Here is a 22,030-nt window from a genome sequence, read left to right as displayed (position 1 = left end):
GCGGCGTTTCGTCGTCGCTGAGGATCAGCAGGGTGAGCCGCTCGGTGATCGCGGTGGGGCGGTAACCCGTGAGCCACAACAGGTCGGGTCCCGGGGTCACGAGCAACCCGGCGAGTCTCTCCGTCGCCGAATCGTGCGCCGCGCGGCGCATCCGGGCGCGGAAGTCGTCCGGACCGAAGGGAGCGGGGGCGTCGTCCATGGCGCGGAGTCCTTCCGTATCGACCTCCAGTTCTCCGGTGGTGATCTCACACCCTACGTCGCGGCGAGCGACGACGGGGCGCTCATCTCGACTCGCGGCGCCGACGCGCCGCGAGCCGGCGCCGAGCCCATTTCTCGAGTTCGATGAAGACGGGGATGAAGAGCGCGAGCCCCAGGCAGATGAGCCACTGCCGGCCGTCCAGGCTGGTCGTGCCGATGAGACGCTGCATGAAGCCGAGCTCGACGGCCGCCACGGTCAGGACGAGCGGGATGGAGAGCCACTTCACGGCCACCAGGATCGGCGGCATCAAGCCCGACTCGGGATCCCTCCGCACCACGAGGCCGCAGAAGATCGACCCCAGCGCGGCGACGACGAACGTCATCGTCACTGGTGCGTTCGGTTCGGTCGAGCTCGATTCACCGGGAAACGCGAGAAGCGGAACGAGCGACGCGAGGAAGATCACCGCGCCGTAGGCGAGCCACTGCAGCACAGCGGCCCGGTTCGCGATCACCTTGCGAGGGTCGCGCGGGGGCTTGCGCATGATCTCATCGGGGATGGGATCGAGCATGATGACGACGACCGGGAAGATCGTGATGAAGAAGTTGAGGAACAGCACCATGATCGGCGTGAGCGGCACGCCATCGTTGATGGCGAAGAGGCTCGTGACGAGAAAGAGCAGCACGAGGGAGAACAGCTGCGCCATCTGGTACCGGACGTAGCTGACGATCTTGTCGTAGATCGAGCGCCCGAGCCGCACTGCCGTGACGAGGGTGCCGAAGTTGTCGTCGACGAGGATCAGCTTGCCGGCCTGCTTGGTCACTTCGCTGCCCGAGCCCATCGCGACGCCGATGTCGGCCTGCTTGAGCGCGGCCGCGTCGTTGACCGCATCACCCGTCATCGCGACGACTGCTCCCTGCTCCTGCATGAGGCGCGCGAGCCGCAGCTTGTCTTCCGGGGTCACACGCCCGAAGACGTGAAGGCCCGGGAGCGCAGCCGAGAGCTCCGCGTCGCTCATCGCCTGGATTTCCGCGCCGCTTGCGGCACCGGACGCGAGTCCGAGCTTCTTCCCGATCGCCGCCGCCGTGATCGAGTGATCGCCGGTGATCATGCGGACCTCGATACCCGCCTCTCGCGTGATGCGCACGGCTTCCTTCGACGACGGCCGCAGCGGGTCGATGATTCCGACGAGTCCGACGAAGGTCAGGTTCGCGACCTCGCTCATCGGATCGCTCGGCGCTTCCACCGATACCCCCAGCCGGCGGATCGCGAACGCGAGCACGCGCAGCCCGCGCTCCGACAGCGAGCGGTTGGCCTCGAGGATCGCTTCACTCGCCTCTGAGATCGACACCTCGCCGTCCGCGGTCTGTGCGTACGCGCACCGCTCGATGACGACGTCAGGTCCGCCCTTGACGAGCACGACGAGCTGCTCATCGCCGTCGAGGGGCAGGCGGTGGAACGTCGCCATGAACTTGTAAGCCGAATCGAACGGCACCTCGGCGACCCGGGGCACGCTCGCGCGCGTGAGATCGGCATCCGCCCCCATCTTCGCCGCGAGCACGACGAGAGCCGCCTCGGTCGGATCGCCGATGACGGCACCGTCGTCCGACACGGTGGCGTCGCTGCACAGGGTGAGTCCGAGGGCCAGCCTGCTGAAATCGGGCGCGGGCCTGCTGGCATCGCCACGGATCTCACCGGCCTTGTCGTACCCCGACCCCTCAACACTGAACCACTCGCCCGCGTAATACAGGGTCTCGACCGTCATCTCGTTCATGGTGAGCGTGCCGGTCTTGTCCGAGTTGATCGCGCTCGTCGCCCCGAGCGTCTCGACGTCGGTCAGGTTCTTCACCACGGCGTTATGCGCGGCGAGCTGCCGCGAGCCGTGCGACAGCATCGCCTGCACGAACGACGGCATGCCGGTGGGGATGGCCGAGATGGCCATCGAGATGCCGACCAGAAGCACCGAGGCGATCTCCTGCCCACGCAGCAGTCCCGTCACCACGATGATCGCGACGGCGCCCCACGCGATCCATCCGAGAACACCGGTCAGCGAGTCGAGCTCTCGCTGAAGCGGCGACTTCGCCGGCTTGACGCTGGAGAGCATCGAGGCGATGCGACCCATCTGCGTCCTCATGCCGGTCTCGGTGATGACGACGGTCGCCGTACCCCGGGTGACCTGAGTGTTCTGGAAGACCATGTTGACGCGATCGCCGACACCGGTCCCGGGGTCGTCGATCGTGGCGCTGTCCTTCGCGATCGGCGTGCTCTCCCCTGTCAGCGCCGCCTCTTGCGTCTCGAGCGTCGCCGACCGCAGGATGCGTCCGTCGGCGGGGACCACGTCGCCGGCTTCGAGGAGCACGATGTCGCCGGTCACCAGGCCGGTCGCGTCCACGCGCGCGAGCACGCCGTCGCGCATCACCCTGGCCTGCGGGATCTGCATGTGCGCGAGAGCGTCGACGGATGCCTTGGCCCGCAGCTCTTGCCGGGCGCCGAGAACGACGTTCAGCACGACGAGTGCACCGACCAGAATGCCGACGCTCACCTGATTGATGAAGCAGCTGACGACGGCGACGACGACGAGCATCACGTTCATCGGGTCCGCCAGCTGCCGGAGGCTGACCTCCCAGACGGAGGGAGAAGGCTCCGCGGCGATCGAGTTGGGCCCGTTCGCCTCCAGTCTCCGATGCGCCTCGCCCGCGGTCAGACCATGCTCCTGGTCGCTCGAGAGCGCCTGGACGACAGCCCCGCCGTCGCGGGCGAACCAGGGCGCGTCGATGGTGTCGTCCACTGTGGTCATGTGGGCACGATAGCTTCGCGGTCGTCGCCCGAATCGGGTGATTTCTGCGTGCGATCGGGTCGCTCAGAGAGCGAGGAGGCCGTGGCGCCGGTGGCGGCCGTGCGCAGGGGCCATCGTCACAGTGCGGCGCTCGGTGGGGGCGCGACGTCGTCGAGGGGCCGCTGCGCTGCGGACAGAAAGCGGATGAACACTGCGATCCAGCCGAAGATGAGCGCGAAGACGATGATCTCGAACGCCGTCAGCGTGAAGTACTGCACGACGAAGAGCACGAGGGATCCGAGCGTCGCCGCCAAGAACGCCCACGATGCGAGGAAATAGGTGCGCGGGAGACCTCGAAGGAGCCGCGGCCCGCTGAAGAGGAGCCCGAGGAACACCAGCGCCATGCCCGACGCAGAGAGGTTGTGGAGCGTGAGGTGCACGTCGACGGGAAAGATGCCGACGCACGCGAGCATGGTTCCCATGACCACGAACAGCACCGACACGACGCGCGGTGCGCGCCGGTATTGCAGAACGTGAGCGTCGGCCAGCGCCGTGAGGTCGTTGGCCAGATACACGGCGAACGTCGTGACCAGCAGCCCTCCGGCGATGAGCGTTCCGTTGAAGACCCAGCTCGACAGCGAGTCGGACGTGCCGAGCTGGCTGAAGTGCACCGACCACCACTCGGGGTCAGGACTGGTGACCATCGCCGTCAGGGTCCCGATCCCGATGAAGGCCATCAGCAGTGACGACATCCGCCTGGTCGTCATGCTCGACGACGAGAGATAGACGATGTACGCCGCGAGGCCGAGCGTCACGGCCATGAGGACGACGCTCCAGAAGATCACGACGGGGAGGCCGATGAATCCCAGCGCGAGGACCAGGTACAGGGCATAGGCGGCGAGGAACGCCAGCGCCGCGTGGACGATGACCACCGAGAGCGTGTTGACGGTGAACTCCCACGCGGGCAGGCTTCGCCGCCAGGCCTGGTCGGCTCTGCTCCGAGACCGCCAGTAGCCGATGCCCGACGCCGTGGCGGCAACCGCCGCGGAACCCCATGCCGCCCAGAGCCCGAATCGTCCTTCTCCCGCCAGCGTGAGCGCCGGTGCGAGGAGCGACACGATCAGGCCGTACACCGCGCCGATCGAGCCCGCTGCGAGTGCCAGATAGATCGCTTCGGACTCCGTGCGCGGCACCGGCGGCGCGCCGAGCGCTACCGGCTGTCGCGTCGCATCGTGCGAGGCCATGGCGTCAGTGTACGAACGGCCGTATCACCTGAGGTGGGTGATTCTCGATGTGAGCCGGTTCGCTCAAGGACGGCGTGTGGTTTGCTTCTCGCATGAGCGGCGAGGACGACGCGCCCGCGTTCAACGGGCGTCTGGCGTTACTGCTGGCGATGGCGATGTTCGTCCTCGTCGTCGACACCTCCCTGATGAACGTCTCGATCTCCGCGGTGGTGCACGACTTGGGAGCCACGGCGAGCGGCGTGCAGGGGACGATCGCACTGGAGGCGCTGGTGTCGGCGGCCTTCATCATCGTGGGCGGCAAGACCGGCGACCTGATCGGCCGCAAGCGCGCCTACATCCTCGGCCTCGTCGCATACGCGGTCGGCGCGCTCGCGATGACGTTCGCGCAGACCCTGACGGCGGTGGTCATCTTCTGGGCGCTCGTCGGCGGTCTCGGCGCCTCCCTCCTTCTCCCCGCGATGCAATCGCTCATCCATGGCAACTTCCGTCCGCAGCATCGGAAACGCGTGTACGCACTGGTCGGCGCTTCTGCGGCGATCGCCGCAGCCATCGGCCCCCTGCTGGGAGGGGCGATCACGACGTTCCTGTCATGGCGGGTGGGCTTCCTGCTCGAAGCGGTCGTCATCGGCATCGTGCTGATCGGCTCGCGCCTGGTTAAGGACGTCCGCTACACCGGCGAGCGCTCGATCGATCTCGTCGGAGCCACCCTCTCGATCATCGGAATGGGCGGTGTCGTCCTCGGTGTGCTGCTGTGGCAGGAGGGCGAGGCGTACGTCGCGCTGGCGATCGCGAGCGGCATCGCCGCGCTCGCGAGCCTCGGGTTCTGGCTCCTCGCTCGCAAGCGGCGCGGCCGGCCCGCCCTCATCGACCCCGACCTGTTCCGCTCGACGGTGTTCCGGACGGGCGTCACCGGGCAGCTCATGCAGCAGATCGCCCTGGGGGGAACGATGATCGTGGTCCCGCTCTACCTCCAGATGGTCCTGGAGTACACCGCGTTCCTCGCCGGGCTGACCATCGCACCGCTGTCGTTGAGCATGTTCGTCATCGCGGTCCTCGCGGGCCGCAGGCGGCGCGGCCGGCCCGCGAACATGATCCTCCTGGGCTTCGCGCTCGCGCTGCTCGGGTTGGTGGCACTGGTGCCGATCGTGCCGATCGCGACGAGCGGCTGGTATCTCGCAGCGCCACTCATGGCCGCGGGGTGTGGCTTCGGCCTCCTCGTGTCACAGTTGAACAACTACACCCTGTCGCCGATCGAGGAACAGCGGGTGAGCGAGGCGGCGGGAGTGAACTCCGCAGCCGGCTCCTTCGGCCTCTCGTTCGGCCTGGCTGTCGCGGGCGCCGTCCTCCTCGCAGCCCTGGCGTCCGGATTCACCGCACTCGCCGCGTCCAGCACCGTGCTGTCGCCCGGAGAGAAGTCGCAGGTGGCGGAGGTGCTGGAAGAGGATGCGGAGCTGATGTCGAACTCCGGCCTGTCAGAGCTCCTCTCGGACGAGCCTCCGGAAGTCGCCGAGGAGATCGTGCGCATCAACTCCCTCGCGGGGCCGTTGGCGCTTCAAGTCGCCCTGCTGGTGCCGATCACCGCCGCGGTGCTCGGGGCGGTCAACGCGCTGAGGATGCGGCGCCTCCCCGATCCCGCTCCGAGCGCCGACCCGAGCGGCGCGGTCGGCCTCTGAGGAGTCGACCGCATGGATCACGCGCTGTCGTCGATGGTGTTCATCGAGAGCACCTCGATGTGCATCGTGTCGAGCATCTCGAGCAGCCCGAACAGCTTCGATTGATCCGGGATCGGCCCGACGATGCGGGTGGCGGTTCGGCCGGTCTCCACGGCATAGTCCCCCAGCGCCGCTGTGAGATCGGGCCCGAGGGGTCCGCGGACGACGATTTCGATCATGCGAGCGGTCAACGGCAGTCTCCCTCGGCGTCCGAAGCCTGCACCAACGAGGGTGGTGGGGTTCGGCCATTGTGCGGGAGCGGGCATGGTGGCCGCGTCACCCGTGTGGGATGATTTCGCTCGAGAGCCCCTTACAGGGCCGGAACGGCATCCGTGGACAACTCTCGCAAACCACCGTCGCACGCCGTCGACAGACCTTCGTTGCGACACGTTCTCGACAGCGGTGTCGACGCGCCACTGTCGCTCATCGTGGCACCGGCCGGCGCCGGCAAGAGCGTCCTGCTCGCGCAATGGGTCGCCTCCCGGCAGGACCATCTGACGGCCTGGCTGGATATCACCGCGGAAGACGCATCACCCGCCGTCCTCTCTTCGCGGCTGGTCGACGCAGTCGCGGCCTTGTCGCCGCGCTTCGAGCGGCCATCGGCCCCGCTGCGCACCGCTGAAGGACGCCTCGGCGGGCCTTTCCTCGAGGAATTCGCGGCGAGCCTCGCCGAGCTGGAGCGGATCGTCCTCATCTTCGAAGACCTCGACCGCCTGTCGGGGACGCCGATCCTGACCGATCTCTGGCAGCTCGTCGAAATACTCCCTCCCAATGTGCATGCGATCTTCTCCTCGCGGGCGGACCTGCACCTGGGCTGGAGCCGGCACCGGCTTCGTCACGGCCTGGTCGAGATCCGGCAGAGTCAACTGGCCTTCGACGACGAGACCACCGCACGAGTGCTCGAGCGGATCACCCGCCTCGCCCCATCGCCCGCCACGCTCGCGGCGGTCGTCTCGCGCACCGAAGGCTGGGCGGCCGGTGTGCAGCTGACCGCACTCGGGTTCCGCTTCGCCACCGATCCGGATCGGGTCGCCGATTCGCTCGCCCAGTCGGACCGGCTCGTCGTGGAGTACATGAGCGAAGAAGTCCTGGATGCCCTTCAGCCCGCTCGACGGGACGCCCTTCAGAAGCTGGCCGTTACGGACGAGTTCTGCGAGGGGCTTGTTCAGTCCCTCACCGGCGAGGACGGCGCGACATTCATCGCCGAGCTCGAGCGGGACTCGCTCTTCACCGTCGCCGTGCCCGGAGAAGGCGGCTGGTATCGGTTCCATCCGCTCTTCCGCGACCTCCTTCGGCTGAAGCTCCGCGCCCTCGATCCGGGCCGCGAGGAATCCCTCTTGGAGGCCACGGCGACGTGGTTCCTCGACTCGGGCGACCTCGACAACGGTCTCGACTACCTCTGCCGGGCGCGCCGTTGGGACTCCGCCTTGGAGCTCGTGGTCGCGGATGCCTCGTCGACGGCGACCGTGGAGCACACCTCGGCGATCGCACGGTGGCTCGCTCGCATACCGGACGAAGCCCGCGCTCGTCACCCGCACGCCGAACTGCTCCTGGGCGTCGCCGAGATGATGAACGGACACGGTGCCGCCGCCGTGGAGAGGCTCTACGCCCTGTCGACCGGTGATCGACTCAGCGCGGGTGAGCTGCAGATCGCTCTCGCATACCTCGCGGCAGGGGTCCAGTTCCTCCCCCACTCCGATTCCTTCGTCGAGGCGGCGAGACGCGGGCTCCGATCGCTGGAACGTCAGCCGGACGCTCCACGCCCCGCGATGCTCGGGATCGATGGCTCTCTTCTCCGCCTGATCTGCGCGCTCTCCCTCGGGCGTGGCTGCTTCCTGCTGGGGGACGTGCACGCGGCGCGGGCGGCGGTGGCCGACGTCGTGCGCTCCGGCGAGCTCGTCCCGACGCCTCACCTCGTGGACGCGTTGGGTTTCCTCGCACTCATGAACGCGTTCAGCGGTCGGCTCGCGGACGCCACCGAGCGGGCCGACGAGGCGCTCGGAATCGCCCGAGAGTTCCGGCTTCTCGCTCACCCGGCGTCGGCCGACGCGTTCCTCGCGCGGGCGGTCGTCGCCGTCCAGCGCGGCGAATCCGAAGCGGGTGCGCTCGCGCTCTCGGAGGCCGGGGTGCGAGCCGCCGCGAACGAGCGCGTGCAGCTGATGTGGATCGCGCATCTCGTCGCGAAGCTGATCGATCCCGACGGAACGGATGCGGTCACCTCGAGCGGGCCTCCCGCGCCACCCCCGCCGGTCGTGCGGCGATCGCTCATGGCACTGGAGATGCGCCGGGCTCGCCTCCGCGGGACCCCCGTCCCGCCGCCGATCTCGGTGCGGTCGTGGTCAGAGATCTCCTTCGAAGAGATCGCCGGTCTTCTCGCGGCTCGCAGGACCGACGCCGCCCGCGCCCGGATGGACGAGCTGCGGTCCGACGAGTCGTCCTCCCCGGTCGTCTCGGTCGAGCGGGGCATCTCGGTGGCATGGATGTGGTCGCTCGAGGGACGCCGGCTCAATGCCAGAGAGGCACTGGGCGCCGCGCTGCGCGAGGCGGAATCCGAGGGGCTGGTGCACCCTTTCGTTCGGGCCGGCAAGGACGTCATCGAACTCGTCGAGGAGATGTTCTGCGCTCACTCCGAGTTCGCGCGTCGTGCAGTGCGTGCGGGTCGGCATCGGACGACGCCCCGGGGGGTCCTGCTCGACGAGCTCACGCCGCGCGAGCTCGAGCTTCTGGCGTTCCTTCCGACTCGACTCACGATCGCCGATATCGCAGATCGCTGCTTCGTCTCGACGAACACCATCAAGACCCACCTGGGTCATATCTATCGGAAGCTCGGCGTGCCCGGCCGCAATGCCGCAGTGGAACGGGCAGGCCAGCTGAGTCTGCTGCGGGTCGCGGCAGCGGATTCCGTGTCGGTGTGAGGTCCGACACGCCGGCGCCACGGTGGACGGCGACGCGCCCCGGGCGTCACCGGGTGTCGAGCCCTCGTTGCAGGCTGCGCAGGCCGAAGTCGAACGCGTCGTCGGTGTCGCCGCCGAGGCGGAAGGCGCCGGACAGCTCCATGTGGATGAACCCCGTCGCCCACGACGTCACGAGCCGCGCCGCCTCCAGCGCGTGCTCTTCTCCTGCGACCCGACCCAGACTGCTCACGATCACGGCGCCCGCGCGGTCGAGGCTCGGCTGCGGCACCGCGGATGCGAAGATGAGCCGGAAAGCCTGCGGCCGCTGGTGCGCGAATGCCCGGTAGGCGCGGGCGAGACCTTCGATGGATCGATCGGATGCCTCCAGCCGGGCGGTCAGGTCATCGACCGTGGCGGCGGCTACGGCCGCGATGAGCGCGTCGCGGTCGCGCACGCGCTTGTAGAGCGACGGTGCGCGCACTCCGACCCGGGCGGCGACGCTCTGCATCGTGAGCCCGGTGAGCCCCTGCTGCTCCAGGAGGTCGCGGCCGGCCTCGACGATCTGGTCGAAGGACGTGCGTTCGGGCGTGGGCATCGGCATCCTCTCGATGGCTATTGACAGTAGCCATGATAGCTACGTAACGTAGCCATGCCAACCCTCCTCACCGAAAGGCCGTCCCATGAAGCTCGGGCCGCACCTGCACCGCATCGGCAACGACATCGTCGCCGCCTACCTGGTCGTCGCCGACGACGGCATCACGGTCATCGACGCGGGACTGCCAGGGCACTGGCGCGATCTCACGCGCGAGCTGCGCGAGATCGGCAGGACCGCCGACGACATCCGCGGGGTCGTCCTCACGCACGGCGACGGCGACCACATCGGATTCGCGGAGCGCCTCCGCCGGGACCACGGGGTGCCCGTGTACGTGCATGAGGCCGACGCCGAGCGTGCTCGCACGGGCGAGAAGCCGAAGACGCCCGCCGGGCCGATGCGGCTCGGGCCCACGCTGAGGTTCTTCGCGTATGCGCTGCGCAAGCGTGCTGTGCCGACCGCGTACGTCTCGGAGGTCGTCGAGGTGCGTGACGGCGACGTGCTGGATCTTCCCGGCGCGCCGGTGATCGTCGGGATGCCGGGTCACTCCCCCGGCAGCATCGCGGTGCACGTCCCGCTCGCCGATGCCGTGTTCGTCGGCGATGCGCTCACGACACGCCATGTGCTCACGGGCCGCGAGGGCCTGCAGCCGGCGCCCTTCACGGATGCTCCAGCCGAGGCATCCGCGTCGCTCGATCGCCTCGCCGGGCTCGAGGCATCGTGGGTGCTTCCTGGTCATGGAGCGCCCTGGCGCGGATCCTCGGCCGATGTCGCCGCGGCCGTGCGCGCCGGCGCACGGTGACCCGAGCCGAACGGATCAGCCTTCGAAGTCCTCGGGCTCGACGTCGTCGAGGAAGCGCTTGAACTCGTCGAGGCGCTCGGCGGCGTCGGTCTCGGTCAGCACGTCGGGCACGCCGGCCTCGGTCATCACCTCGTCGGCGACCCAGATGCCCGCCCCCACCCGCGACGCCAGCGCGACGGCATCGGAGGGCCGCGCGTCGACGACCCGCTCGCCGAGAGCCGTCGACAGCGTGATCGCGCCGTAGAACGTGCCGTCTTCGATGCGGGGCACCTCCACGCGCGTCACCTCGGCGCCCAGCGTCTCGAGCATCGAGCGCATGAGATCGTGGGCGAGCGGTCGCGGCACGGGGGCGTTCTCGACGGCGACGAGGATCGACGTGGCTTCGAGCTGCCCGATCCAGATGGGCAGCACGAGGCCGTCGCCCGGCATCTCGTCGATGGGCTTGAGCAGCACGACGTGCTGCCCGGTGGCGTCGAGAGCGACGCCGGCCACCCGAACCTGGATCATCCCGCCTCCTCGACCCGCGTCGTTCCTCAGGCCTCCGCTGCCATCGTAAGCACGCCGCGCGGGCCCCGGACAGAGGCGGCCGAATTCAGCGATCCAGGATCAGTTCGTAACGGTGGCACGGGACGACGACCGTTCCGCCCTCGATCGGCGCCTCGTAGGCGAGCGGCCCGGCGTCGCGCCAGCCCTCGCGTTCGTAGAAGTGGCGCGCCCGTGCATTGCCGGTCACCACGGCGAGCCACGGACGAGCGTGTCCCTGCCCGACGAGGCGGCGCGCACCGTCGGCGAGAAGGTCGCGCGCCACGCCCGTGCCACGGGCGGAGGCATCGACGAAGAGCTGCTCGAGCTCGTCGTCCTTGAGGGTGACGAAGCCGACGACGACCCCGTCCACCTCGGCGACATGCGTGCGTCCGACCATCTCGGCCGCGCGTGAGCGGAACGAGTCCGACTGCCGGTGCATGAGCAGCTCGTCGGCGATGTGCCCGACGTGGCCGTCGCGCCACGCCGATTCCCACACCTCGGCGATGCGGGGGACGTCTTCAGGAACGGCAGGACGGATGCTGGTCACTGCGTCAGGCTAGCGACCGGCTCCGACGGACCGATGAACCCATTCACCGGAATGGATGCCGCGGGCGTACGGTTGCAGTCGACATGCAGCACTTCGGAACCCTCTCGTTCGGACACTACGGGCCGCTCGGCGGCGGGCGGCAGCTCACGGCCGCCGACTCGATGCTGCAGGCGATCGACCTCGCTCAGGGCATGGACGAGCTCGGGGTCGACGGAGCGTACTTCCGCGTCCACCATTTCGCGCGTCAGCAGTCCTCGCCCATGCCGCTGCTCGCGGCGATCGCAGCGCGCACCGAGCGCATCGAGGTGGGCACCGGTGTCATCGACATGCGCTACGAGAACCCCCTGTATCTGGCCGAGGAGGCGGCATCCGTCGATCTCATCTCGGGGGGCCGGCTCGCGCTCGGCGTGAGCCGCGGGTCACCCGAGAGCGTGGTGCGCGGGTACGAGGCGTTCGGCTACACCGGGTCGCAGGACCCGCGGGGCGCCGACATCGCGCGCGAGCACTTCGACCTGTTCCTGCGCGCCATCGAGGGCGAGGGGCTGGCCGAGCGGGATGCCTCGTCTCCGTTCGGCGGCGGCACCGGGATGCAGCGCATCGAGCCGCACTCACCGGGTCTGCGCTCGCGAGTGTGGTGGGGCGCGGGCAACCGCGACTCGGCCGAGTGGGCAGGGCGCACCGGCGTGAACCTGATGTCGTCGACCCTTCTCACCGAGGCGGACGGCACTCCCTTCGACCTGCTCCAAGCGCAGCAGATCGACGCGTTCCGCGCGGCCTGGCGCGGCGCCGGTCACGCCGGGGAGCCCCGCGTATCGGTGAGCCGCTCGATCTTCCCCATCACCACCGCCGAGGACGCGATGTACTTCGGCGGCCGCCAGGACGGCGACCAGATCGGCGTGATCGACGGCATGCGCTCCACGTTCGGCAAGACGTACGCCGCCGAGCCCGACGTGCTGGTCGAGCAGCTCAAGGAGGACGCCGCGATCGCGAGCGCCGACACGCTCATGCTCACGATCCCGAGCCAGCTCGGCGTGGCGTTCAACCTCCGCGTGGTCGAGTCGTTCGCGAAGCACGTCGCCCCGAGCCTCGGCTGGAAGGGCACACGCGGCTGAAGCCCGGCGATCAGTCGAGCACTTCGACTCCCGTGATGCGCAGCTCTTCGACATCGAGCCGCGTCTGGATCTGGGTCACTACCGCATCGTCGACGACGCCCTCGCGCCGCAGGCGATAGAGCACCTCGCGCTTGCGGTCCAGGACGGCGATGCGCAGCCGCGAGTATTCCTCGTCCCGCTCGCGCGGCGAGGGCAGTGGAGCCGGGCTCTCGAGCGTCGCGGTGGCGGTCGCGGATGCCGAGGCCGAGGCATCCGCGCCCTCGAACGTCGTCTCGAGATCGGCGATCTCGTCGTCGGCCCGGGCGCGCTCGCGTGCCAGTACGCGCTCGTTGTTGCGCTCGAGGTACTCGTAGTAGTCGCGTGTCAGGCGGTCGCGGATCTCCGCGCTGATGCCGTGGTCGCGCGCCAGATCCGCGACCGCCGTGAGCGCTGCGCCCGTGATTGCGCGCTCGGCGAGCTCGAGCTCCTGCTGCATCGCCTGGTCGTCTGGGAACCGCGCCCAGCGCACGAGGGCGGGGAGCAGCGGTCCCTGCACGAGGAGCGTCAGGAGAATGACGCCCGCTGTCACGAAGATGATCTCGTCCCGCCCCGGCAGTAGGTCACCGGCGGTCGTCGTGAACGGCACCGACAGGGCGATCGCGAGAGACACGGCCCCGCGGAAGCCTGCGAACGCACTCACCACGCGCGACCGCCACGTGGTGCGCCGCAGCCGCTGCGAAGGCCGGCGGTCGAGCATGCGTATCGTCATGACAGCCGCCGTCTGGAAGACGAAGCGCGTCACCAGGAGGACGAGCCACACCGCGACGGTGACGAGCACCAGCCAGCCGATCTCGCGCGCGGGGATCTCGTGCGCCACCGCCTGAACCTCGAACCCGATGAGCACGAAGAGCGAGCCGTTGAGCAGGAAGGCGCCGAGGGGCCACGTCCACGCGGCCTGGCGACGGGATGCGGCCGTGCTGATGCGCGGGCTGATGTACGCGACGATGAGGCCCGCGACCACGACGGCGAGCACCCCCGACGCGTGGATGAGCTCGGCGAGCAGGAACGCCGTGAACGGCACGAGGAGCAGCGCGATGTTGAGGTTCAGGGTGTTGCGGAGGCGTCGCATCACCAGGTAGGCGAGACCTGCCACCGCCAGTCCCGCCGCGATACCGCCGGCGTATGCGACGAGCACCAGTCCGGTGACGTCGAGCGGCGTGTACCGGCCTCCCACGGCCACACCCACGGCGACGCCGTAGATGACGAGTGCAGTGCCGTCGTTCGTCAGGCTCTCGGCCTTGAGGTTCATGAAATTGCGTCGCGGAAGCAGCCGACCGAGCGCGGCGACGGCGGTCGCGTCGGTCGGCGCGACCGCCGCACCGAGGATGAGTGCGGCCTCCCACGGCAGCCCCCAGGCAGAGGCGATGCCTGCCACCGCGAATGCGCTGGCGACGACGAGCAGCGTGCTCATGAGGACGATGCCCCGGAAGTCGCGACGTATCGACCGCAGCGAGGTGGTCATGCTCTCCCAGAACAGCAGCACGGGGAGGAACAGCAGCAGGACGGTCTCGGGCGGCAGCTCGATCTCACGCACCTCGGGGACGAATCCCAGCGCGAGTCCGGCGACGACGAGCAGCAGGGGTACAGCCACGCGCAGCCGCGGCGCGAGGATCGCGCCGACGAGCACGGTGATGCCCACGAGGACGGTGACTTCGAGTCCGGTCATGCACGGCTCCCTTCGGTGCGATGATGCACCAAACCGTGCGGACCGCGAAGCGATTCCCGGCGTTCGGGTCTCAGACCTCGTGGAACAGCTCCCGCAGCTCCTCCTCGCGCCCACGCACGAACACCGGGATGCGGTCGATGGGTGCCGGCACCGAGACCGTGCGGCCGCCGGTGTGCCGCTCACCCGTCCAAGCGTCCGTCCACTCGCCGGCGGGCAGGTACACGGGCCATTCGACGGCGCCGGGCTCGAGCACCGGCGCCACCAGCAGGTCGTCGCCGAGCAGCCACTGGGTGCCGGCCGTCCAGACCGCCGGGTCGTCGGGCCATTCGAAGAACAGCGGCCGCATGAGCGGGGCATCCGTCGCGATCGCGGCGGCCGCCGAACGCTCCAGGTACGGGATGAGCCGCTCGCGCAGCTTCGTGTACCGGCGCACCAGCGGAATCACCCGCTCGTCGCCGGTGCGCTCCGCGATGTTCCACGGCGTGCGGTCGCGCGACGGCGAGCGGTGGTGGTTGAACTCGGAGTGGTACTGCATGATCGGCACGAACACCGATGCCTGCGTCGCCCGGAGGTACAGCTCCGACGTCGGGATCTCACCCGAGAAGCCGGCGATGTCCCATCCCCAGTACACGATGCCGGATGCGGCCGCGGTGAGTCCCGCGTTCATCGACCAGCGGAACGCCTCCCACGTCGAGTTCTCGTCGCCGGCCCAGAAGGCGCCGTGCGCCTGCGATCCCGTGAACCCGGCGCGGCTGAACGTCACCGGCGCCTTGCCTGCCGACTCGAGCAGGCGGCCGTACGCGGCGGCATAGGCGACGGGGAAGGTGTTGTTCTTCTCGTCGCCCCGTCGGCCGTCGAGGTACACGAGCTCCGCACCCCACGCGTGCTCGCCGCCGTCGGTCTTGAACCCGTCGATGCCGATCTCCTCCACGAGGTACCGGCGCTTGTCGGTCCACCAGCGGGCGGCGCGCTCGTCGGTCAGGTCGGGCATGAGCCCGAGCGGGAACCACCACCCGCGGTTGCGGTACGGACGCGTCCCGCCGCGGGGATCGGGCTCGCGGATGAGCACGTCCTCGCGGATCGCCGCCTTCGCATCGGCAGCGACCTGACCGGAGGGGTGCGGGCGCATCTTGATGAGCGGGATCTGCCACAGATGAAGACGGATGCCTCGATCGTGGAGCTCGTCGGTCATCCCCTTGGGGTCGGGCCACGCGCCCTCCGCCGGGAATGTGAAGTCGGCGAGCCGGTGCGGTGCACCGTCGTCGGTCACGCTGTACTGCGCATCACGGAAGGCGGTGAACGAGGATTCGTCGCTCCACGCCTCGATCACGACCGACCCGACCGGGATGTCGTGCTCGCGGTGCAGGTCCATCTGGCGCATGACCTCCGCCTGCGTGTTCCACTCGTTGCCGCTCGCCCACAGCCGGAACACCCACGAGGGCAGCTCGGTCGCGCGCCCGGCACGGTCGAGGAAGGCGCCGAGGACATCGGCAGGCGTGCCGTCGAAGAGACGCAGCGGCAGGACGCCGTCCTCTCCGGTCTCGGCTTCGACCACGAGCCGCGTCGGATCCGAGTGGCCGACGTCGAACCACACGCGCCGGGAGGTGTCGACGTGGAAGCCCCACCCGTCGCCGCCGACGACATGGGCGAAGGGCATCGGCAGGTAGGTCTTCCGCTCGGCCCCCTGGCTCTTGTACTGCTCGAACACGACGGAGTCGAGAGCCGCCCCGGTCTGCTCGACCGAGTCGAAGCGCTCGCCGAAGCCGGTGACGTGCTCGCGCTCGTCCAGCGGCAGCGCGAAGCGCACGCGCCACGCGCGGACGCCGTCGTGCAGCTGCTCGACCGAGCCCGGGAGCACCCTCGCGCGGCCGTGCTCGACCACGGAATCGGGTGCGGGCATCCACCGCGCCGCCCGGAACTCGAACCAGCGCGTCCGCTCGACCCGTCCGTCGCCGTGGGTCGCGTGGAACCGATAGCGGTAGGTGCCGCCGAACCGCAGCTCGGGGGTCGTCGCCTGCCATCCGCCGACCGCGCGCGCCAGCCGGCTCGCCGCCGAGGCGAGGTGACCGCCGTCGGTGACGCGGCCGCGCGACGTCGTCGCCACGCGAGCCAGCGGGAGCTCGACGGTATCGGTCACGCCGGTCTCGGCATCCGCTCGCCATTCCAGCGTGCACGTGACCGCCGCGACGTCGGCGTCCGCGCGGATGCCGAGCGTGGCGGTGCTCTCTGCCGACGGGACGACCGGCCACCGCTGCTCGGTGTCGACCGAGTACGGGTGCCCCGAGCCGGCGGGCCGGTGACGGATCATCGGAGGTCTCCTTCCGGAGCGGAGGTGAGATCGGACGGGTCGATGCGGCCGAGGGCGATGCCGAGCCGCAGGAACATGGCGTGGCTCCACAGCAGCGGAGTCGCAACCGTGCCCCACCGGTCGATCCACGGCTGCTCCATCCGCGGAGCGATGAGATGGTGCGTCACCTGCTCGGGCAGGTGGAGGTCGGCTGTCGCCGTCGCGGCCGCCCATTCGAAGCACTCGTCCGCTCGCACGCGATCGCCTGCGGCCAGGTGTGCGAGCCCGAGGAAGCAGGTGAGCAGCGGCCACTGGCCGCCGCCGAAGAACGTGTCGCCCAGGTACCGGTGGACGCCGCCGTCGACGGTGAGGTGCGACTCGAGCACCTCGATCGTCGCGCGCGCGACGTCCGAGCGGGGGTCGACGAACCCGAGTGGCGCGATCGCTGCGGCGAGGCTGCCGTCGACGGCGGTGCTTCCGAGCCACTTGATGAGGTGCCCGTCCGCGGTTCCGCGCTCGGCCACGAGCCCGCGGATGGACTCCGCCGCCGCGCGCGCCCGGTCTGCACGGTCGCGGTCGACGAGCCCGGCCCGCACGACGGCGTCGAGGCCCGCCGCGATGCACGCGAGCGTCGACACGTGCACATGCTGGGCGTGCTCCTCCCACCAGTCGTAGCAGGGGCGGTCCCACGACACGACGAGGTAGTCGACGGTCAGCTCGACACCCTCGCGGTACGCCGCCCCGTCGAGTCCATGACGGTCGAGGTGCTCGACGAGCGCCCACAGCCACGTGCCGTAGCCGTCGAGCTGGAAGTCCCACCACTCGTCGGCGCCGTCCTCGCCGTCGAAGGTGAACCGTGCCGGCAGCATATGCGACGCGGCCGGCGGCCGGCCTTCCCGCGTCTCGCGCACGATCCAGCGGATCTTCTCGCTCCGGCGCACCATGACCTCGGCGCACCACGCGTAGAAGCGGTCGGCGGAGTCGACCAGCCCCCCGACGGACGCCGCGTCGGCGATGAACGACCCGTCGCGCAGCCAGCTGTACCCCACGTAGGCGGAGAAGGTCGGACTGGCGGGGTACGCCCCCTGCGGTGCCTGCAGGTCCGCGATGAGACGGATGCTGCCGCGGGCGAGCTCGCCGATCACGTCGGAGCGCGCCGGGGCAGCGGTGAGGTCATCGTGCGTGGAGAGGGTCGAGGTGGGTGCTTCGGGAGCGGGGAGGGCGTCGGTCACGGGAGTCCTTCGGGAGTGCGTCGCGTCCGCGGCGGGCGTGCCGCCGCGGACGCGACTGATCGTGCTACTGCAGGAGCGAGTCGACCTCGTCGGCCAGGGCGGCGATCGCGTCCTCCGTGGAGGCGCGGCCTGCCGCGATCTCGCCGAGCGCGTTCGTGACGGCGTCCTGGATCTGCTGGGCGTTCGCCCCGAGCTCGGGGGCCACGGCGACGGCCTCGAGCGAGTCGAACACCGCCTGCCGGTTCGCCGGCGGCGTCTTCTCGAGGTACGGCGCGAGCAGCGCTTCGTCACTGACGGCCGGAAGCTCCCACCCGGCCTCGAGACGCACGTCGACCATCTCCTTCGAGCTGCTGAGGTACTCCGCCCACTTCTGCGCGGCCTCCTGGTGCTCCGAGTCGGCCGAGACCACGACAGCGTTGGAGAACGTCGCGCTCGCCTTCTGCGTGTCGCCGGGCTCGACCGCGATGTCCCACTCGAACGGGAGGTCTCCGACGAGCCCGATCATCCAGATGCCGGTGTGCCACATCGCGAGCTTCCCCTCCTTGAAGAGGTTCAGGTCGAAGTCCGGCGTGCCGGCCCCATCCGCGGCGGACGGCATCACGGTGCCCGACTTGCCAGCGAGCCAATCGGCCGCGGCGATCCCCGCCGCGGAGTCGAACGCGGCCTCGGTGCCGTCCTCCGAGAGGAAGTCGCCGCCTGCCTGCTGCACCGCCTTGTAGTACTCGTGGTACGAGATCGGCTGATAGTCGCCCCACACACCGGCCGCGACATCCGTCAGCTGCTCGGCCGCCGCCTGCTCGTCGGCCCACGTCCAGTCGGCCGTCGGGTAGTCGACGCCGGCGGCGTCGAACAGCTCCTGGTTGTAGAACAGCACGACGTTGGAGAACGACGTGGGCAGGCCGTACTGCGCGCCGTCGACGTTGTACGCATCGAGCACCGACGTGCGGTAGGCGGAGGAATCGACGTCCGTCAGCTCGGCGAGCACGCCGCTGGCCTGGATGTTCGCGAAACTGCCCGCGTCGACGTCGAAGACGTCGGCGGCGGTTCCGGCCGCGAGGTCGGTCTGCAGCTTCGTGAAGTAGTCCGCGTACGCCGACGTCGTGACATCGACCGTGATGTCGGGGTTCTCGGCCTCGAACGCATCGACGATCGCCTGAAGGTTCTCCTCGTTCCCGCCGTTGGCGATGAAGTTGGAGTATGTGATGGTGACGGCGTCGCCGTCTCCGGCGTCACCGCCCGAGGACGTGCAGCCGGCGAGGCCGATCGCTGCGAGGGTCGCGACGGTCGTCGTCGCGATGAGCTTCTTCTTCATGTGAGTGCAATCTCCTTCGATCTGTGTGTGGTGTTGGTGTGGGGCTGGGGTCTGCGGGCGCGGCGGACCTACTTGAGGCCGGTGCCGGCGACGCCCTGGACGATGTACTTCTGCGCGAACACGTAGAGGGCGAACATCGGGATGATGCTGATGACCGAGCCGGCCATGAGCACGTCCCACTGGGTGGAGTACTGCCCCTGCAGGCTCGAGAGCGCCACCGGGAGCGTCTGCATGAGCGGGTCGCGCAGGATGATGAGCGGCCACAGGAAGCTGTTCCAGGTGTTGAGGAACGCGAAGACCGCGAGCGTCGCGAGTGCGGGCCGGACGAGCGGCAGCACGATGCGCGTGAAGATGCGGAAGTGGCCGGCGCCGTCGAGCGTCGCCGCCTGGTCGAGGTCGTACGGCACCGTGTTCATCGCCTGGCGCAGCAGGAACACGCCGAACGCGGACGCGACCGTGGGGAGGATCGCCCCGAGATAGGTGTTGATGAGGCCGAGCGCCTTCATCTCGGCGAACAGCGGCACGATGAGCACCTGGAACGGGATCATCATCGTCGCGAGATACAGCACGAACACCGCGCCGCGCCCGGGGAACGGCATCCGTGAGAACACGTATGCCGCCATGGCGCTCGTGACGAGCTGCAGGATCGTGCCGACGACGGCGATGATGAGCGAGTTGACGATCACCTGCCCGAACGGCACCCGATCGAACAGCTCGAAGTACGGCGACAGCGACGGGCTCTCGGGGATGAGGCGCGGGGTGGTCGTCAGCGTCGCGCCCGGCGTGATCGACGTCACGACCGTCCACACGAACGGGAACACCATGATGAGGGCTCCCGCGACCAGCACGGCGTAGAGCACCCCGGTGCGCAGCGGCTTAGTCATAGTTCACCCACCTGCGCTGCCCGTAGAACTGGATGAGCGTCACGACGAGGATCACGAAGAACAGCAGCCATGACAGGGCGGAGGCCATGCCGGCCTGCCCGTAGCGGAAGGTCAGGTCGTAGACCTGCTGGACGACGACCTGGCTGGAGTTGTTCGGGCCGCCGCCGGTCATGACGAAGACCTGGTCGAACACCTGGAATCCGTTGATGAGCGACAGCACGATGACGAAGAACGTCGACGGCGACAGCATCGGCAGCGTGATGCCGAAGAGGCGCCGCCACCAGCCGGCCCCGTCGATCTCGGCTGCTTCGTAGAGGTCCGGATTGATGGCCTGGAGCCCCGCGAGCAGGATCACCATGACGAACCCGAGGTCCTTCCAGGCCGACGCGAGGATGATCGACGGCATCGACCACGCGGGGTCGGCCCACCAGCCCGGCCCCTCGATGCCGAACCATGCCAGCACGGTGTTCACGATTCCGGTGCTGGGATTGAGCAGCCAGCGCCACACCAGTGCGACGACCACCCAGCTGGTGATCACGGGCAGGAAGTACACGCCGCGCAGGAGTCCGCGCCCGCGGAGTTTCGCGTTGAGCGCCAGCGCGAGAGCCAGACCGCCGACGTACACCAGCGGCAGGTAGCCGACGATGTAGTACAGCGTGTGCAGGAACGCCTGATGGGTGGCCGGGTCGGTGAGCAGGTGGGCGTAGTTGTCCAGGCCGACCCACTCCATCGGGCCGATCAGGTTCCACGAGTGCAGGCTCGTCCACGCGGCCGAGATCATGGGCCCGATCACGAACGCCAGCAGCGGGATGAGGCTCGGCAGCAGGAAGACCGCGACCGTGAGGCCGTACGAGATCCGGCGACGGCGTGTCCGCGGGCGCCGGCCTGCCGGCGTGGGGTGCTGCGCGGCGGCGACGGATGCCTCGGCGGCGAGCACGGCGGCTGTCACGGGCGGGCCTCGATCGAGGCGACGAGACGCTCGCGCATGAGCCGGCCCTGGTCGCCGGCGACACCCTGGGCGTCGAAGGGGGTGGCCAGCACGAGGGCGGCGGCACCCTGCGCCCACCGGTCGTCCTGCCAGCGCTCGACCACGACCGGCGTCCCCCGCTTGCCCGGCACCAGCGAGCTGCGCAGCGCGCGGTCGAACGCGGGCGCCCAGTGGTTCCATGCCTCGACGCCTTCGCCGAGGAGCACCACGATCTCGGGATCGATCAGGTTCACCGCGCCGGCGAGCGCGCGGCCGAGGCGGCGGCCCGCCCGCGCGAAGATCTCGCGGGCGCCGCTCGATCCGCCGTCGGCCAGCCTGCGGAGGACGTCGATGCCATCGCGGCCGGCGAGGAGCCCGCCGGCACGTGCCGCGTCGACCAGTGCTCCCTGCCCGATGAGCGCCTCGAGGCAGCCGTGGTTCCCGCACTGGCAGAGGGGGCCGTCCTCCTCGACGGGGATGTGACCGAGGTCGCCGGCTCCGCCCGCGCGTCCGCGCACCATGACGCCGTCCGCGATCACGCCCGCGCCGACGCCGTTGCCGATCGTCACGACGAGCACGTTCCGGAAGGAACGACCCTGACCGAACAGCTGCTCGGCGACCGAGAGCGCGTTGACGTTGTTCTCGACCACGACGGGCAGGTCGAGGGCGCGGCGCAGCAGCTCGCCCAGCGGCACCTGGTTCCAGCCGAGCTGGGTGGAGTCGACCACGCCGATCCCGCGCTCGGCGACCGTGCCCGGAAGACCGACGCCGACGCCGAGGATGCGCCCCGCGTCGGGGCTCTCGACGAACGTGCGCACGCGGTCGACGAGGGCGGAGGTGGCCAGCGGCGAGACCGCGTCGAATGGGGTGGTCTCGGACCGCCGCACCGCCCCGTCGATGCCGACCTCGACCAGGGCGAGATGGTCGGGGGCGACCTTGACGCCGACGGCGGTGGCGTCCTGAGACACGAGCCCGAGGAGCCGGGCGGGGCGACCGCCGTTGCTGTTGGACTGCTCCAGTTCTTCGAGCAGTCCGTCGGCGAGCAGATCCCGCGTGAGCTGCGTGACGAGCGCGGGCGACACGTCGAGCGCGCGGGCCAGGTCGGCGCGCGAGGCCGGCCCGTGGGCACCGAGGTGCGCCAGGATCGCCGTGCGGTTCACGTCGGTCTGCGGTCGCGCTGGCGGCATTACTTCACCCCTTTGTTTAGTCGTGAAGAAACCATAGACGGCCCACATGGACGACG

General features: G+C 69.6%; 17 protein-coding genes and 1 pseudogene. 4 read left to right on the top strand and 14 right to left on the bottom strand.

Annotated features, from left to right (window positions below):
• Positions 1-13: 13 nt before the first annotated feature.
• The 3 genes and pseudogenes from AC3ANN_RS04655 to AC3ANN_RS04645 form a co-directional block, all read right to left on the bottom strand.
• A pseudogene (locus tag AC3ANN_RS04655) lies at positions 14-151 on the bottom strand (peptidase M24 family protein); the annotation flags it as partial.
• A gap of 130 nt (positions 152-281) precedes the next feature.
• The gene (locus AC3ANN_RS04650) at positions 282-2,993 is read right to left on the bottom strand and encodes a cation-translocating P-type ATPase (RefSeq protein ID WP_488339835.1); all 2,712 of its coding nucleotides are present in this window, start codon (positions 2,991-2,993) and stop codon (positions 282-284) included.
• A gap of 116 nt (positions 2,994-3,109) precedes the next feature.
• Entirely contained in the window at positions 3,110-4,216 is a 1,107-nt protein-coding gene (locus AC3ANN_RS04645; protein ID WP_488339834.1) for a DUF998 domain-containing protein, read from the bottom strand.
• Between the two features lie 92 nt (positions 4,217-4,308).
• Between AC3ANN_RS04645 and AC3ANN_RS04640 the strand changes: the two genes are divergently transcribed.
• A complete protein-coding gene (locus AC3ANN_RS04640; protein ID WP_488339833.1) occupies positions 4,309-5,889 on the top strand; it encodes an MFS transporter in 1,581 nt (526 codons plus the stop codon).
• Positions 5,890-5,906: 17 nt separating this feature from the next.
• Here AC3ANN_RS04640 and AC3ANN_RS04635 read toward each other — a convergent pair whose 3' ends face one another.
• Positions 5,907-6,107: a hypothetical protein gene (locus tag AC3ANN_RS04635; RefSeq protein ID WP_488339832.1), complete on the bottom strand. Its 201-nt coding sequence runs from the start codon at positions 6,105-6,107 to the stop codon at positions 5,907-5,909.
• A gap of 201 nt (positions 6,108-6,308) precedes the next feature.
• On the opposite strand from AC3ANN_RS04635, the gene AC3ANN_RS04630 reads away from it, so the two are divergent.
• On the top strand, positions 6,309-8,843 hold the full coding sequence (locus tag AC3ANN_RS04630; protein WP_488339831.1) for a winged helix-turn-helix domain-containing protein: 2,535 nt from the start codon (positions 6,309-6,311) through the stop codon (positions 8,841-8,843).
• Between the two features lie 46 nt (positions 8,844-8,889).
• Here the strand turns inward: AC3ANN_RS04630 and AC3ANN_RS04625 are convergent, their stop codons facing one another.
• Positions 8,890-9,417: a TetR/AcrR family transcriptional regulator gene (locus tag AC3ANN_RS04625; protein ID WP_488339830.1), complete on the bottom strand. Its 528-nt coding sequence runs from the start codon at positions 9,415-9,417 to the stop codon at positions 8,890-8,892.
• 85 nt (positions 9,418-9,502) lie between these two features.
• On the opposite strand from AC3ANN_RS04625, the gene AC3ANN_RS04620 reads away from it, so the two are divergent.
• On the top strand, positions 9,503-10,216 hold the full coding sequence (locus tag AC3ANN_RS04620; RefSeq protein WP_488339829.1) for an MBL fold metallo-hydrolase: 714 nt from the start codon (positions 9,503-9,505) through the stop codon (positions 10,214-10,216).
• A 15-nt stretch (positions 10,217-10,231) separates the two neighbouring features.
• Here the strand turns inward: AC3ANN_RS04620 and AC3ANN_RS04615 are convergent, their stop codons facing one another.
• On the bottom strand, positions 10,232-10,723 hold the full coding sequence (locus AC3ANN_RS04615) for a bifunctional nuclease family protein (protein WP_488339828.1): 492 nt from the start codon (positions 10,721-10,723) through the stop codon (positions 10,232-10,234).
• Between the two features lie 85 nt (positions 10,724-10,808).
• Positions 10,809-11,288 carry a GNAT family N-acetyltransferase gene (locus AC3ANN_RS04610; protein ID WP_488339827.1) on the bottom strand — a complete coding sequence of 160 codons (480 nt, stop codon included), beginning with the start codon at positions 11,286-11,288 and terminating at the stop codon, positions 10,809-10,811.
• 83 nt (positions 11,289-11,371) lie between these two features.
• Between AC3ANN_RS04610 and AC3ANN_RS04605 the strand changes: the two genes are divergently transcribed.
• A complete protein-coding gene (locus tag AC3ANN_RS04605; RefSeq protein ID WP_488339826.1) occupies positions 11,372-12,400 on the top strand; it encodes an LLM class flavin-dependent oxidoreductase in 1,029 nt (342 codons plus the stop codon).
• Between the two features lie 10 nt (positions 12,401-12,410).
• Here the strand turns inward: AC3ANN_RS04605 and AC3ANN_RS04600 are convergent, their stop codons facing one another.
• From AC3ANN_RS04600 to AC3ANN_RS04570, 7 genes are all read right to left on the bottom strand, one after another.
• Positions 12,411-14,105 (bottom strand): Na+/H+ antiporter, encoded by a 1,695-nt coding sequence (locus AC3ANN_RS04600; RefSeq protein WP_488339825.1) that lies wholly within the window; start codon positions 14,103-14,105, stop codon positions 12,411-12,413.
• Positions 14,106-14,175: 70 nt separating this feature from the next.
• Positions 14,176-16,413, bottom strand: coding sequence for a glycoside hydrolase family 31 protein (locus tag AC3ANN_RS04595; RefSeq protein WP_488339824.1), 2,238 nt, complete (start codon positions 16,411-16,413; stop codon positions 14,176-14,178).
• Positions 16,410-17,624, bottom strand: coding sequence for a glycoside hydrolase family 15 protein (locus tag AC3ANN_RS04590; protein ID WP_488339823.1), 1,215 nt, complete (start codon positions 17,622-17,624; stop codon positions 16,410-16,412). Before AC3ANN_RS04590 ends, AC3ANN_RS04595 begins: the two co-directional genes overlap by 4 nt.
• A gap of 64 nt (positions 17,625-17,688) precedes the next feature.
• A complete protein-coding gene (locus AC3ANN_RS04585) occupies positions 17,689-18,936 on the bottom strand; it encodes an ABC transporter substrate-binding protein (RefSeq protein ID WP_488339822.1) in 1,248 nt (415 codons plus the stop codon).
• Between the two features lie 68 nt (positions 18,937-19,004).
• Positions 19,005-19,820: a carbohydrate ABC transporter permease gene (locus AC3ANN_RS04580; protein WP_488339821.1), complete on the bottom strand. Its 816-nt coding sequence runs from the start codon at positions 19,818-19,820 to the stop codon at positions 19,005-19,007.
• Positions 19,813-20,769 (bottom strand): carbohydrate ABC transporter permease, encoded by a 957-nt coding sequence (locus AC3ANN_RS04575; RefSeq protein WP_488339820.1) that lies wholly within the window; start codon positions 20,767-20,769, stop codon positions 19,813-19,815. The genes AC3ANN_RS04580 and AC3ANN_RS04575 overlap by 8 nt, the downstream gene beginning before the upstream one ends.
• Positions 20,766-21,974, bottom strand: coding sequence for an ROK family protein (locus AC3ANN_RS04570; RefSeq protein WP_488339819.1), 1,209 nt, complete (start codon positions 21,972-21,974; stop codon positions 20,766-20,768). Before AC3ANN_RS04570 ends, AC3ANN_RS04575 begins: the two co-directional genes overlap by 4 nt.
• Positions 21,975-22,030 lie beyond the last annotated feature (56 nt).

The organism is Microbacterium sp. STRO-2N (genome assembly GCF_057747775.1).
Note: the sequence above shows the minus strand (reverse complement) of the source record. Positions and strands in the feature narration are given on the sequence as shown.

Coding starts and splice junctions, on each gene's coding strand:
- AC3ANN_RS04650 (WP_488339835.1), bottom strand. CDS start 2,993: ATGACCACAGTGGACGACACCATCGACGCGCCCTGGTTCGCCCGCGAC.
- AC3ANN_RS04645 (WP_488339834.1), bottom strand. CDS start 4,216: ATGGCCTCGCACGATGCGACGCGACAGCCGGTAGCGCTCGGCGCGCCG.
- AC3ANN_RS04640 (WP_488339833.1), top strand. CDS start 4,309: ATGAGCGGCGAGGACGACGCGCCCGCGTTCAACGGGCGTCTGGCGTTA.
- AC3ANN_RS04635 (WP_488339832.1), bottom strand. CDS start 6,107: ATGATCGAAATCGTCGTCCGCGGACCCCTCGGGCCCGATCTCACAGCG.
- AC3ANN_RS04625 (WP_488339830.1), bottom strand. CDS start 9,417: ATGCCCACGCCCGAACGCACGTCCTTCGACCAGATCGTCGAGGCCGGC.
- AC3ANN_RS04620 (WP_488339829.1), top strand. CDS start 9,503: ATGAAGCTCGGGCCGCACCTGCACCGCATCGGCAACGACATCGTCGCC.
- AC3ANN_RS04615 (WP_488339828.1), bottom strand. CDS start 10,723: ATGATCCAGGTTCGGGTGGCCGGCGTCGCTCTCGACGCCACCGGGCAG.
- AC3ANN_RS04605 (WP_488339826.1), top strand. CDS start 11,372: ATGCAGCACTTCGGAACCCTCTCGTTCGGACACTACGGGCCGCTCGGC.
- AC3ANN_RS04600 (WP_488339825.1), bottom strand. CDS start 14,105: ATGACCGGACTCGAAGTCACCGTCCTCGTGGGCATCACCGTGCTCGTC.
- AC3ANN_RS04595 (WP_488339824.1), bottom strand. CDS start 16,413: ATGATCCGTCACCGGCCCGCCGGCTCGGGGCACCCGTACTCGGTCGAC.
- AC3ANN_RS04585 (WP_488339822.1), bottom strand. CDS start 18,936: ATGAAGAAGAAGCTCATCGCGACGACGACCGTCGCGACCCTCGCAGCG.
- AC3ANN_RS04580 (WP_488339821.1), bottom strand. CDS start 19,820: ATGACTAAGCCGCTGCGCACCGGGGTGCTCTACGCCGTGCTGGTCGCG.
- AC3ANN_RS04570 (WP_488339819.1), bottom strand. CDS start 21,974: ATGCCGCCAGCGCGACCGCAGACCGACGTGAACCGCACGGCGATCCTG.